Source organism: Streptococcus sp. 1F3, from assembly GCF_054968985.1.
Window position 1 is genome coordinate 1 of the sequence record NZ_JBUEQR010000040.1, and the last position, 15,297, is coordinate 15,297.

The window sequence follows — 15,297 nt, forward strand, 5'->3', positions numbered from 1 at the left end:
AGCCAAGCGAGGGGAGAAAGTCTATGGTAAGGTCAGTGGCAGACGCTTTGAGCGTGTCTCTATTGTGGCTGGTCAAATTGGCAATCAATTTGTAGCCCCGATGATTCACAAAGAAAGTATGACAAGTGACTTTTTTATGAAGTGGTTTTCAGAGGAAGTGTTACCCTCCTTATCTGAAATTCATGTTATTGTAATGGATAATGCTAGTTTTCACCCTAAGAAACAACTAGATGAGCTTTGTATTGAACATCACCACTTCTTTCTACCCTTACCACCTTATTCACCGGAGTTAAATCCAATTGAAACTGCATGGGCAAACTTAAAGAAGGCAATCATAGAATTATTACCACGATTCAAATCTATAAATGAATCATTTTGCTACTATTTTAAAACTTAATCACTATACAATAAGGAAGTAAATAATTTTGTGGCATCAACATTGAGAATAAATAAAATAGGTGATTTAATATGGGAATTTATGAGAAGAAAATTGAAGATTTAAAAGGTCTGAAATTTAATGTTCCGTCATATCAAAGAGGTTATCGCTGGACTGAGCATGAAGTAACAACTTTATTGGAAGATTTTTATTATCATAATACTGAGTATAAATATTGCTTACAGCCGCTAATTGTTAAAAAAGTTGCTGATGGCACTTATGATGTTGTTGATGGTCAACAGAGATTAACTACTATTTACATATTCTTCAAATTTATGTCTGCAAAATTCAGTAATAATCAATATGAATTTTTCGAGTTAGAATATGAAACTCGAAAACAGAGTGGTGATTACTTGAAAAAGTTGAATTTTGAGACCTATGAACAGATAGAAAATCTTGACATTGATGCCAGTCATATCAGTAAAGCATTTTCCGCAATTGATAAATGGCTTGGTTTGGAAGGGGTAAATCCAAATAATGCTTTGAATAGTATTTACAAGGTTCTGACTGAAAATGTATTTTTTATTTGGTATGAGATTGATGAATCAGAAGACCCTATAAAGATTTTTACTAAAGTTAATATGGGGAAAATACCATTAACAAATGCTGAGCTTATCAAGGCTTTGATACTCGATAAAAATAATGATCCAGTTGGAGGTGAGAGAGATCGAATACATCGTTCAATTGCATGGAATCAAATAGAACATCGGCTTCAACAGGATTCTTTTTGGCAGTTTTTAACTAACAATGAAGTTTATGATACCAAAATAGATTTCCTCTTCAATTTACTTATACATGGAAATTCTGAAGTATACCAAATTGACAAATACTCCACTTTTTATACGTTGTATGAAGATTATAAGAATGAAGAAAATAAATCGGAGTTTGTATCAAATTTTTGGTCAAAAGTTCAATTACTTTTTGAAGAACTAAATAATTGGTATTCGGATTTAAATAAGTATCATTTAATTGGCTACTTGCTTTCATTAGACAGTAAGAATATTGATGAAATAATTAAAGCTACACGTGATAAGAAAAAATCAGAAGCTTTCGATGAGTTGAAAAAATTAGCATTTGATACCATTCCTGATATAGACTCTTTAAAGAATTTAACATACAAAGATAAGAAAACAAAAAATCTCTTATTACTATTTAATTTAGTAACGCTGATAAATAAAAGTGAGAAGCAGTATCGTTTCCCATTTGATATCTATAAAACTCAAAAATGGGATATTGAACATATTCATGCGACTGCTGATGAATCGGCTGAACCTGATGACGGCTTAGGAAATCTCACTTTACTAGATGCTAAAACAAATCGTTCATATCAAGATAGTCCTTTTGAACACAAAAGGAAAATCATTATTGAAGTAGATGCTAAAGGTCGATTTGTTCCAGTTTGTACTAGAAATGTCTTTTTAAAAGTGTATAGTGAAGAGATTGAAAATTTTGAGGTTTGGTCAGATGATGATAAAAACGACTACATTAAAGCAATGAAGTTTGAATTTAATAAATTCTTTGGCTCTGAAGTGGAGTAAATATGAGTATGGTTGATGGAAAATATGATCTAAAGTCTCTTCTAGAAAGTTACCGCATTGTAATCCCGCTGATTCAACGCGATTATGCGCAAGGTAGAATGGATCTAAGAACAACTGAGGTTAGAAAACAATTATTAATTGATATTAATTATGCTTTAGTTAACTGTGAAGAACCAACTTTAGATCTTAATTTTATTTATGGAAAGTCAAATGATGGAAATTTTATTCCATTAGATGGCCAACAGCGACTTACAACATTATTTTTAGTATATCTTTTTGCTTTCAGAGACAGTCTTGATTGTGATTTTCTTGGGAACTTTTCTTATGAAACAAGAGATTCGTCCAAGCAATTTTTTATTAGTTTGTTTGAACATAGAAAAGATATTTTTCAGATTGAGGAGAAACCATCTGAAATAATAAAAGATGCTGCTTGGTTTGCAGATTCATGGAATTTGGATCCTACTATTCAAGGAGTACTAGTAACCTTAGATGCTATTACTGAGTTTTTTGACTTTCAGTACAACTATTCAGAGATTTTAAACTCTAATGCGAATTATAGAGTTACTTTCAATTTCCTTGACATTGAAGAGTTAGGATCAGAAGATGAACTATACATTAAATTAAACTCAAGAGGACGGCCACTCACTGATTTTGAAAATTTTAAAGCAAGATTTATTTCAAGAGTAAATGAGATAGACTCTAAATTAGCAAATGATATAGCATTTAAGATAGATACAAAATGGGCGGATGTTATTTGGAAATTGGATAAAAATAGATTTGATATACATTTTTTAAACTTATTTGAAATTGCTCTCATTAATAATTTGGATTCTCTGGATTATTCACAACGAGAGAATTGGACTTCTCAAGTTAATTTAAATAGTATAAATTTAGAGCATGTAAAATTAATAATTGGCGTCCTTGAGTTTCTTTCTGAGAATAAGTATCCAGATGTATCTAATATTTTAGTGGAAGCGATTGAGAGTAAAGAACTGAAATCAAGAGTATATTTCCATGTAATTTCAATGTTTATACTTCATAATGGTAATAATCTAGATAATAGTTTTGAAACCTGGTATCGTATCTTTCGGAATCTGATAGAGAATTCTAAAATTGATTCTCCATCACCATATGAGAGAGCTATTAAAGGCATTAATGAGCAAATTTCTCACATGTCAGATCTTCTAAGTCATTTATCGGAAGATAACAGAATTTCAGGTTTTAATTATGAACAAGTTTCCGAAGAGATAGAAAAAGCTAAATTCATTATTGCTGATGAATCTTTGAAAGTTCTTATTTTTCAAGCTGAAAATCATCCTTATTTTAGTGGACAAATTCGAAGTTGTTTTTATTTTGAATCTGATGATTCATTAGAATGTAAACGTGAGAAGATGTCGTACTATTGGGATAAACTATCAAAAATGTTTGATAGTTCAAAAGCTTTTGAAGGTCGCTTACTGAGAACTGCTTTATTAGCTCTTGGAGACTATACTCTAAATGTTGGCAGTTATAAGACGCTTTGTCAGGATGATCCAAATGAAAGTTCCAGTACACCGAGCTTGAAAAGACTGTTTTCGTTGAGGGGTAGTCTTGTTAGGAGTCTTCTTGATGATATTGATTCTGAAAAAGCTTTAAAGGACGAGTATAATCGAATTATTGTGGAGAATTTAAGCCAAATTGATACACATGACTGGCGCTATGCATTTATAAGTAATTATGAAGTCATGTTCAATCAGATGTCGTCAAATCATTACAGGCTTAAAAGTGCTTACTCTGATAATGATATGATTATGATACCTAAAATGAACTCTAGAGCTAAAGATACAGATGTTCATTTATTAGCCTTAATGGAGGAACTTAAAAAATTTGGAATATATTCTACCTACGAAAGTGATCTTGGTTTGTGGACACACAATCGTTATATAGATATCTATCCAATGAGGATTCAAATCTATTTTAGAGATAATTTTTTCCTTATTCAAATTGAGGATGGTGTTCAGGATAGACTGATTAATCCAGGTGAAGATAGTCCATCTGATTATATGACTGTAGCTAAGTATTTAGTTAATAAAAGTGAATAAAAATACATTTTATGATTGACAAGTGAATAAAAATGCTATATAATCAGAATAGCTTTGAAAAGAGGAGACAATATGAAAAAGAGATGGAAAGTCCGATGATGCCTTCTTAATAGATAAAACAATAGAAAATATCAATATTATAAAAAAGATAGCAAAAGAGGTAGTAGGATGAAATTGAAAAAAATGATAACAGGGCTAGTAGCACTAGTAGCAGCTTTTAGTCTGGCAGCATGTGGCTCAAGTAACAAGGATACGGGAAAGACTTCTTTGGAAAAAATCAAAGAAAAAGGAACCTTGGTGGTTGCGACTAGTCCAGACTATGCACCGTTTGAATTTCAGGCTTTGGTTGATGGGAAAAATAAGGTTGTGGGTGCTGATATTTTAATGGCAGAAAAAATTGCTGAAAAATTGGGTGTTAAGCTAGAAGTATCTTCTATGAGCTTTGATAATGTTTTAACCAGTGTCCAAAACGGCAAGGCCGATCTAGCGATTGCAGGACTTTCTGTATCAGAAGAGCGGATGAAAGTGTTTGACTTTTCAGAAGCCTACTATGATGTTCAAGATGTTTTGTTGGTCAAAAAAGATCTTACGAGTAAGTATAGCTCATTTGATGATCTAGCTGATAAAAAAGTAGCTGTGCAAAAAGGGTCTACTCAAGAAGCTTATGCGAAGGAGAACCTAAAAATTGCGAGTATTGTTTCGCTTACTCAAATGGGAGAGGCAATTAACGAATTAAAATCTGGTCAAGTAGATGCTGTTTTACTGGATTCACCAGTAGCCTTAGGCTATGTTAGTCAAAACAAGGACCTTGCAATCGCAGACATTAGTCTTACCAAAACAGATACTAATGCAAAAGCAATCGTGATGCCTAAAGATAGCGGTAGCTTAAAAGAAGAGATTGATAAAATTGTGACAGAGTTAGTTGAAGCAGGCGAATATGAAAACTACTTGAAAGAAGTTGCTAAGTATACAGCTGTAGAATAGGAAGAAGCCCCAATCTAAGTGGATTGGGGCTTTTCTCCTCTTTTTTGCTCCCTACGCTTGAGATAGTAGGTTGTGAGACGTGGAATGGTGAGATGAGCGCCATCTGCGTCTGCAGTCAAGGTGAAAGGACTTGTTGGAATGGCATTTGAAGAAAAGACAAGCTGGTACTCTGCTCCTTCAGGTAAGTCAAGTGGTACATCGTATATTTCTTGATCGTTGAAATTGTTGACGACAAGAATTTCTTCCTCGTCACTGTAGCGACAGAAGGCATAGCAGTTGGCTTCTGCTAAGATGCTTACCCATTTAAAGCCTTTTTCATGGGCTTGATGGTCGTATTTCCAGAAAGCATCGTGGTGGCGGTAGAAGTTGGTGAGGGTTTTCATCATTTGAGCAAAGGCCTGATGGATTGGGAAATCAAGGAGATTCCAGTCCATTTGGGTATATTCATGCCATTCACGGATATGCCCCCATTCATTGCCCATAAAGATGAGCTTTTTACCAGGATGGGCAAAGAAATAGCTGTAGTAGGCACGCGCTAGGTGGAATTTATCCTCATAATCCCCATCCATCTTATTGATAATGGAGAGTTTCCCATGAACAACTTCATCGTGTGATAGCGGTAAGATGAACTGTTCTCTTTGATTGTAATACATGCCAAAGGTGATTTCATTGGAGTGGTACTTACGGTAAATAGAGGGGCGTCCCATGTACTCAAGGGTATCGTTCATCCAGCCCAAATCCCATTTCAGGTCAAAACCAAGTCCACCCTCTTCAAGCGGGTGAGTTACTTTGGGATAGCTAGAGGAATCTTCAGCAATCATAAGCACACCCTTAAATTCAGTATGAACCAAGGCATTGACCCGCTTTATAAAATCAATTGCGCTATGATTGAGCTTGTCATCGTCGGTTTCCCCCCGCCAATAGAGGAGGTAGGAGAGCGCATCGACACGGATTCCGTCAAAATGGAATTCATGAAGCCAATACTTGATATTGGAGAGGAGGAAGGAGCGAGTGACTCCTTTTCCAAGATCGAAATTAGCAGTCCCCCATTGTTGGTTTTCTCGGTCGCTCTCTCTCTCGTATTCATAGAGCCAACTACCGTCAAATTGGGAGAGCCCGTGGGCATCTTTACAAAAATGAAGTGGTACCCAGTCGAGGATAACCCCGATTCCTGCCTGATGGCACTGGTCGATGAGATATTTTAATTCATCAGGTTTACCATAGCGGCTGGTTGGACTGTAATAGCCGGTTACTTGGTAGCCCCAAGAAGCGTCCAGCGGGTGTTCTGTCAGTGGCAATAGTTCAATATGGGTAAATTGATGTTCCTTGACGTAGTCAATGAGGAGTGGAGCAATTTCCTTATAGGAATAGTAGGGATTGGCTTGGTCTTTATCTCCGCCTAATTTTTGCTTCCAAGAGCCTAGGTGAACTTCATAGACGGAAATTGGTTCTTCTTTGAAGTCGGACTTGCTTCTGTGCTCTATCCAAGCCTTATCCTTAAATTTGTAGCGGGAATTGTAGGTAGTTGAAGCAGTATCAGGGCGAAGTTGACTAAAGAAAGCATAGGGATCTGCCTTGTAGAGCTCTCTGCCATCAGGGGTTACGATGAGATATTTATAGTTTTCAAGTGACTTTAAGCCGTCCACATAGAGCTGGAAGATTCCTTCTTGTTCAGATTTCATAGGGTGGGTCTTCTGCCAGCTATTAAAGTCGCCTACAAGAAAAACATTCTGTGCATTAGGCGCAAAGACACGAAATTCTGTACCAATAATCTTATTGCGCTCCTTGATGATGTGGGCTCCTAATTTTTCATAAAGACTGGTATGTTCGCCAGTACGTAGATAATATAAATCAAGATCTGTGAAGCTCATGCAGTCTCCTTTCTAAAGCGGGAGTGGGTAAATCGTGCGGTTACTGTCTCGGTTTATACTCATTTAGTTTAACTTTTATTACTTCGACGATTGTGGAAACTCCGTTTCTCTATTTCGAACTTCCAATCATCTTCTAGATGAATAGTGGAAACTCCGTTTCTTTATTTCCAACTTCCAATCATCTTCTAGATGAATAGTGGAAACTCCGTTTCTTTATTTCCAACTTCCAATCATCTTCTAGATGATTGGAACTCGCTTTGCCGTACTCTACGATTGTTACGGACTATCGTCAGTATGATTTCCAACCTTCAACAGTCCTTAGACTGTTGAAGCAGCCTGCAGCTCCTTGCCTAGTACTAAAAGTAAATTAAACAACTATATCTGCCTTTTTATTTTTCATACTTGGTTCTTAGAACCTGTATTCACAAGTAAAGTGCTATTATAGAAGCGATCTTTTTTCGCTTCATCAAGGCTGTTTTTATGTTGAAAAAACGAATGATGGGGAGCTTAAAAACGAGCCTTAGATGGAAGTGCTGAACTGTGAATAGGGGTTCAGTATCATTCCTTTCGATGGTGGAGTGATACGAGGACGTCCGCCACTATTTTTGCCTTGGTGTGCTTGCTCTTAGTCTGTCAGCGCTTAATCAGTAATCTCCTTGTAGAGTTCAATGTAGCGTTGAGCAGATGCTGTCCAGCTGACATCTGTCGTCATGGCTTGGTAGATCAATTGTTGCCAATCTTCTGGGCGATTATAATAGGTGTCAAGTGCCAAATCGTAGACTTGTTTCATACTGTGAGCTTGCTTGCCCCAGAAGCTAAAGCCAGTTCCTTCTTTACTGACCCAGTTATAGGGGCGCACGGTATCTTGTAGTCCACCTGTTTCACGAACTAACGGTAAGGTACCATAGTGCATGGAAATCAGCTGACTAATGCCACATGGTTCAAACATGGACGGCATGAGGAAGAGATCGCTAGCGGCATAGATCTGATGTGCCAAAGGTTCATTGTATCCTTGGTAGAAGGCAAACTTATCTGGATAACTATTCTTGAAATAGTGGAAGGCGTTTTCGATGTCTGTTTCTCCATTTCCAAGAATAACAAATTGGACATGTGCCTGTAGGAGTTGGCTGAGAACCTCCGTTAAGAGATAGAAGCCTTTTTGCCAGGTCAAGCGAGATACGATTCCAATCAAGAGGACATGTTCATCTTGAGGGAGACCAAACTGGGCTTGGAGAGCTAATTTATTGGCTTTCTTTTCTTGGATGGTTTCAAGGGAATAGTTATGTGTGAGATAGCTATCTGTCTGACTATTCCATGTGTCGTAGTCGATTCCATTGACAATGCCTAGCAAATCATGGCGACGCAATTCTAGGACATGCTCCATGTGTTCGCCAAACTCTTCGGTCAGAATTTCATGGGCATAGGTTTCAGATACGGTAGTCACCTTGTCTGCATAAAGAATCCCCAGCTTCATGAAGCTGATGCAGTCATCGTGGAAACGAGCAATCCCGTCAACATAGTAGCTATAATCCATTCCTAAGGCAGACCAGAGAGCTTGCTTGTTGAAAATTCCTTGGAAGGCTAGATTGTGAATGGTAAAGACGTGTTTGATGGTGCGAAATTCTTCACGGTAACTATAAAAGGTTCGACACAAGAAAGGAATGGCAGCTGTATGCCAGTCATGGCTATGAATGATGTCAGGGAAGTAGTGGAGAGCTTCCAACAAGCGACAGGTCGCATGCTGGAAGAAGCCAAAACGCATGGCATCATCATCGTAGCCGTACAAGTCTTTGCGCTCGAAGTAGTCCCGATGTTCGATGAAGTAGAAAGTAACCCCATCTATGATTTGTTGATAGACATTTGCCATCGATTGAATATCGCCTGCTCGGACATCAAAGCTAGAGACATAGTCAAAATCTGCATGATGATTGATAGCAATTTTTAGATAGAGTGGCAAAACTACTCGTACGTCCATTCCTTGTTTGGCTAATTCCTTGGGAAGGGAGCCGATAACATCTGCCAATCCTCCTGTTTTAATAAAAGGAAGCCCTTCTGAAGCGACAAAGAGAACAGATTTTTTGCTCATAATTCCTCCTAAATAACTTGATATGCTTTCAAATAGGCAGGTGTAGATGCACTTCCTTTAATATCAACTGGATGCGAAATCATAGTTGCTTTATCAATAATGGCATTTTCAATATTGGCTCCACTCTTGATGCTGACACCGTTTAAGATGATGGAGTTTTTAATGACCACCCCTTCTTCAATGATGACATCCCGGTCAATGACAGAATTTTCCACCTGCCCATTGATTGTGCCACCATTTGAAATCAGGCTGCGCTTGACTTCAGCAAGTGGGCCGTAAAGGCAAGGGGAGCTGTCGCTAGTCTGCGTATGGATGGGCCAATTATTCTTAAAGAGAAGTTTACGTGTATCGGGGTCAATCAAGTCAAGCTGAGTTTGGAAATAGGCTTCAACTGTATTGATACAGGCAACGAAATCACGGTGGGCATAGCCGACAATGCGGTATTGATCTACAACATCATGTAAGATATCCTTAAGCCAGTAAAGGGCTGATACCTTGTTGGCACGTTTAATCAATTCAAGGAAAAGGGTACGCTTCATGAAGTAGGCTTCAAGAGAGACAGGGCGATTCTTATATTTGCCGTGGTTTTCCTCAAATTCGATAATTCGTTTATCTTCCCCAAATTTAAGGGTTTGACAACCGATGAAGTTTTCCTTCGCATTGGTGACGTTTTTGTATAAGACAGTAATGTCTGCTTTGGTTTCTAAATGTTCGTCCAATAATTTTGAAAAATCTTGGCTGTAGATGAAATAAGAAGGAGCAATGAGGACGTATTCCTTATGCGAATTTTCAATATAGTGAATATTATCTGAGAAAGCCTTGATGTCGTGCTGGTAGATTGAATTTGGGTCTGTCACGCTGTTTAAGAGGCGCAATTTACCGCGTTTGCTATTGATATTGTAGTGCTTACCTGTTCCGACATGCTGGATGGTTGAGCGCATCTTAGCAGGCATATAGACTTGGAAATCACTGATACCAGAATTGGACATGTTGGAGAGGACAAAATCAATCAAGCGATAGCGTCCCAAAAAGCCAAATGCTTGAATCCCTCGGTGATTCATGACATCTCCAAAATGGACATTGTTTCCTTCAATGTTGACGATTCCTAATGTATTTCTTAACATGGCAGTCCTTTCTTATTTGCTGATGTTTTTATCGATCAAAATGATTGAGTCAGCAGTACCTGAGAGCTTTGTTCCTTCTGTAATCTTCACGTTTTCGGCAACGATAACATAGTCTAGTTGAACATTTTCTCCGATGATGGCTCCTGGGAGGAGGACGGAGTTTTTCACAGAAGCCCCTTGGTTGACTACTACATCGGTAGAGATAACAGAGTGCTCGACCCTTCCTTCAATAATGGCGCCCTTGTCAATATAAGCGCTACGGACGGTTGCATTGCTACCGATGACTTGGGCTGGAGAACCGGAGTCTTCTGAATAAATCCTCCAAGAAGGATCAGAAAGGTCCAAATCATCAGCGTGATCAATCAAATCCATATTGGATTCCCAGAGGCTATTGACGGTTCCTACGTCCTTCCAGTAGCCACGGAATGGGTGTGCATAAAGGCGTTTGCCGTCTGCAAGGTATTTTGGAATAATATCATGTCCAAAGTCATGAGACGAGGTATCGCTCTTATCATCTTCAAGGAGATATTTCCGCAAGGTTTTCCAAGTGAAGATGTAGATTCCCATGGAAGCCAGATTGCTCTTTGGTTTAGCTGGTTTTTCCTCAAACTCTTCAATGCGATAGTCACTGTTCGTATTCATGATCCCAAAGCGAGAGGCTTCCTTTATCGGAACTTCGATGACAGCAATGGTGGCATCGGCCTCATTTTGAATATGAGTGTCTAGCAATTTATCATAGTTCATCTTGTAGATATGATCACCAGACAAGATAAGAACATACTCTGGGTCATGAAGGTCTACGAAGTCAATATTTTGGGTAATCGCATCAGCTGTTCCTTTATAGAGCCCAAATCCTTCAATTTTCTCACTAGGAGGAAGTACAAAGACACCTGATCCTTGAACATCTAAGCCCCAACGCTGTGATTGGGCAACATATGAGTTGAGGAGGACAGGCTCGTACTGGGTCAAAACACCAACAATGTCAATCCCTGAGTTTGCACAGTTACTAAGCGGAAAATCAATAATACGGTATTTTCCACCGAATGCAACCGCAGGTTTTGCAACCTTTTTGGTCAAGCCTTCCAAGCGTGTTCCACGTCCGCCAGCAAGAATCATTGCTAATAATTTATTTTGTACCAAAATAGATCACTCCTTATATATATGATAGAATTATTATAGCATAAATAAAAACATAATGGAAGCGTTTTCTAGAAAAATAATTGAATTATTTTCATTTTTTCTTGCGGAACGCTTTCATCATGTTTGGTGAGTGATATGGGGCTAGGGTTAGTCAGGCAGGGGAGAGTCAAAATTTACTTCCTCAAGTAGGTAATGGATAAATTTTTCCCCCATTTCAGAGAGAATGGTTTTTTCATGTTGAATATAGACAAGGTCAATAGTATCGTCGTAATCAAGGGGAATGGAAACGATATTGTCTCCATTAAGATTAGGATTTAAAATCCCTGTCGCAATGGTATAGCCGTCCAGTCCGATTAAGAGATTGAAGAGGGTCGCACGGTCGGATACGACAATGGACTTTTTGTGGTGTTCTTGCGAGAGAATTTCTTCAGAGAAGTAAAAAGAGTTGTGGATTCCTTGCTCGTAGCTCAGATAAGGGAAGTCAGCCAGATCCTCTAAGCGAATGAGCGATTGTTGCGCAAGGGGATTGGTCTTGCTGACAAAGACATGAGGCCTTGCCTTAAAGAGAGGGGTGTGGCTCAAACGATGGTCATCTAGCATCTTCAGCAGGACATCTCGGTTAAAACGATTGAGGAAGAGGACCCCGATTTCCGAACGGAAATTTTTGACGTCGTCGATAATTTCCCAGGTCCGTGTTTCCCGTAAGAAGAGCTCATAGTCTTCCATATCGGTTTCTTTTAAGAGGGAGACAAAGGCATTGACCACAAAGGCATAGTGTTGGGAAGATACGCTAAAGAGCTGACGCTTGGCGCCTGGATTTTTATAACGTTCTTCTAAGAGTTCTGTTTGCTCCACCACCTGACGGGCATAGGAGAGAAATTCCATGCCGTCTCTTGTGAGGGTGATCCCCTTAGGATTGCGGTAGAAAATTTCGATGCCCATTTCCTTTTCCAAATCACGGACAGCGTTTGATAGGCTAGGCTGGGTGATGAATAATTGTTTGGCAGCTTCGTTCATACTACCTGTTTCAGCAATTTTAATGATGTAGTGTAATTGTTGGATTCTCATATATCTATTGTATCATGATTTGACAAAAAAGGGCGGAAAATGTATAATGCAGGATAAGAAAACCTTTAATTGAGTCCAGAGAGGCAAAGAAGGCGAATACAGATACAAGAGACGAGCATTTCCAGACTTGTGCAGTACATGTGATGTACCCCTACACTGTGCTACTGGCTTGGAATTGCGGAAGGCTCATTCTTTTCGTGTAACCTTGCCTAGGGCAGGGTTATTTTTTGTAGGAGGAAACATGATCTTAAAAGAATTAATGCCTGTTGTCCGTCAAGAGTGTTTGGCACCTAATATCTTTTCCTTGATTTTGCAAGGTGAGATGGTAGCTGAGATGCAGCCAGGGCAATTCCTGCATCTGAAAGTACCAGACCAGTCTATGGTTTTGCGCAGACCGATTTCCATTTCTGAAATGGATGTCGAAAAGAAAGAGGTACGCTTGATTTATCGGGTAGAGGGACAGGGGACAGCTGTTTTTTCCAAGATGCAGGTAGGGGAGAAAATAGATGTGATGGGGCCACTAGGAAATGGTTTTCCAATGGAGCATTTAGAGGCGGGGCAGACCCTACTTGCCATCGGTGGTGGAATTGGTGTTCCTCCCTTGGTAGAACTAGCAAAACAGGCCTATCAAAAAGGTGTCAAGGTGGTTTCTGTAATTGGTTTTGCCGATCGGCAAGGCGTCATCTTAGAAGAGGAATTGAAGCGCTATGGTGAAGTTTTGGTGACGACTGATAATGGTAGCTATGGTCAACAGGGCTATGTTTCTACGGTGGTTGATCGGTTATCTGAAGGCTTTGATGCAGTCTATGCTTGTGGTGCACCCGCTATGATGGCTTATGTGAATAAGCGGTTTGAAGGTCATCCACACGCCTATCTCTCTCTTGAAGCCCGTATGGCTTGTGGCATGGGAGCCTGCTATGCCTGTGTGGTTCACCCCAAAGGAGGGCTGGAGCATGAAAGCAAGCGTGTCTGTAAGGAAGGTCCTGTCTTTGCGACAGGTAGCCTTGTCCTATAAGAAAGGAGTATGAGATGATAGAGAAAGGCTTACGGGTCTCCCTGCCGGGGCTTGACTTAAAAAATCCCATTATTCCAGCTTCAGGCTGTTTTGGCTTTGGGCAGGAATATGCAGATTATTTTGATTTGAATCGTTTGGGGTCAATCATGATTAAGGCTACGACCCAGTATCCACGCTTTGGCAATCCAACGCCTCGGGTTGCTGAGACACCGTCTGGAATGTTAAATGCGATTGGTTTGCAAAATCCAGGTGTAGATGTAGTCTTGGCTGAAAAGTTGCCTTGGTTAGAAGACCACTTCCCTCATCTTCCGATTATTGCCAATGTCGCTGGTTTTTCTAACGAAGAATATGCTTATGTAGCAGGAAAAATTTCCCAAGCTAAAAATGTCAAGGCGATTGAACTCAATATTTCTTGTCCCAATGTAGATCATGGCAATCAGGGACTCCTCATCGGTCAGGTTCCGGATTTGGCTTACGGAGCAGTGCGAGCAGCAGTGAGTGCTTCAAGCGTTCCTGTCTATGTCAAATTGACACCGAGTGTGGCAGATATTACCTTGTTAGCTAAGGCAGCAGCAGATGCGGGAGCAAGTGGTCTCACCATGATCAATACCTTGGTGGGCATGCGCTTCAATCTAAAAACGAGAAAACCAATTATCGCAAATGGGACAGGTGGGATGTCAGGTCCTGCAGTCTTTCCAGTGGCTTTAAAATTGATTCGACAGGTAGCACAGGTGACTCATCTACCAATCATTGGAATGGGGGGAGTTGATTCAGCAGAAAAAGCGCTTGAGATGATGATAGCAGGAGCCTCAGCTATCGGGGTTGGGACGGCTAATTTTACAGATCCCTTTGCTTGCCCGACCATTATTGAGGACCTGCCAAGGGTAATGGATAAATATGGTATTGGGAGTTTGGAAACCCTGCGTCGAGATATCCGACAGGAATTAGGGGGATCAGGGAATTTTGTACAGGTTAGTACTTGACAATCGTCAGATAAATGAGTAGAATAGGGGATAGAAGTTAGAATAACGGATTATTCCTTTAACTCAGTCCAGAGAGGCTAGGAAGGTGTTCGTAATAAAGGAGGGGATTCTCCCTTCTTTTCGTGCAACCTTGTCTCCTTAGGCAAGGTTATTTTTGTAGAGAGGGAGAAAAATGAGAGAAGAAAGACCGATTATCGCCCTTGATTTCCCGAGTTTTGAGCAGGTTAAAGCCTTTTTAGGTCTTTTCCCACGCGATGAAAGCTTGTATGTCAAGGTAGGGATGGAATTGTACTATGCAGAGGGGCCTAAGATGCTGACCTATCTCAAAGGGTTAGGACATCATATTTTCCTAGATCTGAAACTGCATGATATTCCTAATACAGTAGAAGCGGCCATGCGTGTCTTAGCTGGTATTGGCGTAGATATGACGAATGTCCATGCTGCAGGTGGTGTCGAGATGATGAAAGCAGCTAAGCGTGGCTTGGGAGACGGCGTTAAGCTTCTTGCTGTGACCCAGCTGACCTCGACTTCTGAAGAGCAGATGAGAGAAGAGCAAAATATTCAAAGTAGTCTGAAAGAGTCCGTATTGCATTATGCACAAAAAACCTATGAGGCTGGCTTAGATGGGGTGGTATGTTCGGCTCAAGAAGCAGCAGCAATTAAACAAGTCACCGCCCCTGACTTTGTCTGTCTGACCCCTGGTATCCGCCCACTAGGTGCAGCAGTAGGCGACCAAAAGCGGGTAGTCACCCCAGCCGATGCTTATCAAATTGGGAGTGATTATATCGTTGTAGGGCGCCCTATCACGCAGGCAACCAATCCAGTAGAAGCCTATCGAACTATTTATAAAGAGTGGAATAATAAGATACGAGGGCGTATAAAAAGCGAATGAAAAATAGGAAATACGACGAAGAGTTTAGTAAGAATTTGCTTTGCAAATTCCTATTCCCCACCTCCAAAGGTATGCCATA

12 protein-coding genes are annotated in these 15,297 nt (G+C 39.8%); 7 read left to right on the top strand and 5 right to left on the bottom strand.

From position 1 onward, the window contains the following. The 4 genes from ACVPON_RS03725 to ACVPON_RS03740 all read left to right on the top strand — a co-directional run. Positions 1–397 (top strand): transposase (locus ACVPON_RS03725; RefSeq protein WP_462876312.1); only part of this gene is annotated, 397 nt, incomplete at its 5' end. A 71-nt stretch (positions 398–468) separates the two neighbouring features. Continuing rightward, positions 469–1,974, top strand: coding sequence for a DUF262 domain-containing protein (locus ACVPON_RS03730; RefSeq protein ID WP_462876314.1), 1,506 nt, complete (start codon positions 469–471; stop codon positions 1,972–1,974). Positions 1,975–1,976: 2 nt separating this feature from the next. Next, on the top strand, positions 1,977–4,055 hold the full coding sequence (locus tag ACVPON_RS03735) for a DUF262 domain-containing protein (protein WP_462876316.1): 2,079 nt from the start codon (positions 1,977–1,979) through the stop codon (positions 4,053–4,055). 168 nt (positions 4,056–4,223) lie between these two features. After that, positions 4,224–5,039 (top strand): transporter substrate-binding domain-containing protein, encoded by an 816-nt coding sequence (locus ACVPON_RS03740; RefSeq protein WP_462876318.1) that lies wholly within the window; start codon positions 4,224–4,226, stop codon positions 5,037–5,039. Between the two features lie 14 nt (positions 5,040–5,053). Here ACVPON_RS03740 and glgB read toward each other — a convergent pair whose 3' ends face one another. The 5 genes from glgB to ACVPON_RS03765 all read right to left on the bottom strand — a co-directional run bounded on the left by glgB (position 5,054) and on the right by ACVPON_RS03765 (position 12,328). Next, positions 5,054–6,910 carry a 1,4-alpha-glucan branching protein GlgB gene (glgB, locus tag ACVPON_RS03745; protein WP_462876320.1) on the bottom strand — a complete coding sequence of 619 codons (1,857 nt, stop codon included), beginning with the start codon at positions 6,908–6,910 and terminating at the stop codon, positions 5,054–5,056. Positions 6,911–7,550: 640 nt separating this feature from the next. Further along, the gene (glgA, locus tag ACVPON_RS03750) at positions 7,551–8,996 is read right to left on the bottom strand and encodes a glycogen synthase GlgA (RefSeq protein ID WP_462876322.1); all 1,446 of its coding nucleotides are present in this window, start codon (positions 8,994–8,996) and stop codon (positions 7,551–7,553) included. A gap of 8 nt (positions 8,997–9,004) precedes the next feature. After that, on the bottom strand, positions 9,005–10,120 hold the full coding sequence (gene glgD, locus ACVPON_RS03755) for a glucose-1-phosphate adenylyltransferase subunit GlgD (RefSeq protein WP_462876323.1): 1,116 nt from the start codon (positions 10,118–10,120) through the stop codon (positions 9,005–9,007). 12 nt (positions 10,121–10,132) lie between these two features. After that, on the bottom strand, positions 10,133–11,260 hold the full coding sequence (locus ACVPON_RS03760; RefSeq protein ID WP_462876325.1) for a glucose-1-phosphate adenylyltransferase: 1,128 nt from the start codon (positions 11,258–11,260) through the stop codon (positions 10,133–10,135). Between the two features lie 147 nt (positions 11,261–11,407). Further along, on the bottom strand, positions 11,408–12,328 hold the full coding sequence (locus ACVPON_RS03765; protein WP_462876327.1) for a LysR family transcriptional regulator: 921 nt from the start codon (positions 12,326–12,328) through the stop codon (positions 11,408–11,410). 241 nt (positions 12,329–12,569) lie between these two features. Here ACVPON_RS03765 and ACVPON_RS03770 point away from each other — a divergent pair, with 241 nt between their 5' ends. The 3 genes from ACVPON_RS03770 to pyrF all read left to right on the top strand — a co-directional run bounded on the left by ACVPON_RS03770 (position 12,570) and on the right by pyrF (position 15,218). After that, a complete protein-coding gene (locus ACVPON_RS03770; protein ID WP_462876329.1) occupies positions 12,570–13,343 on the top strand; it encodes a dihydroorotate dehydrogenase electron transfer subunit in 774 nt (257 codons plus the stop codon). Between the two features lie 14 nt (positions 13,344–13,357). After that, positions 13,358–14,326, top strand: a complete 969-nt coding sequence (locus ACVPON_RS03775) for a dihydroorotate dehydrogenase (protein WP_462876330.1) — start codon at positions 13,358–13,360, stop codon at positions 14,324–14,326. 172 nt (positions 14,327–14,498) lie between these two features. Next, a complete protein-coding gene (gene pyrF / locus ACVPON_RS03780; protein WP_462876332.1) occupies positions 14,499–15,218 on the top strand; it encodes an orotidine-5'-phosphate decarboxylase in 720 nt (239 codons plus the stop codon). Positions 15,219–15,297: the final 79 nt, after the last annotated feature.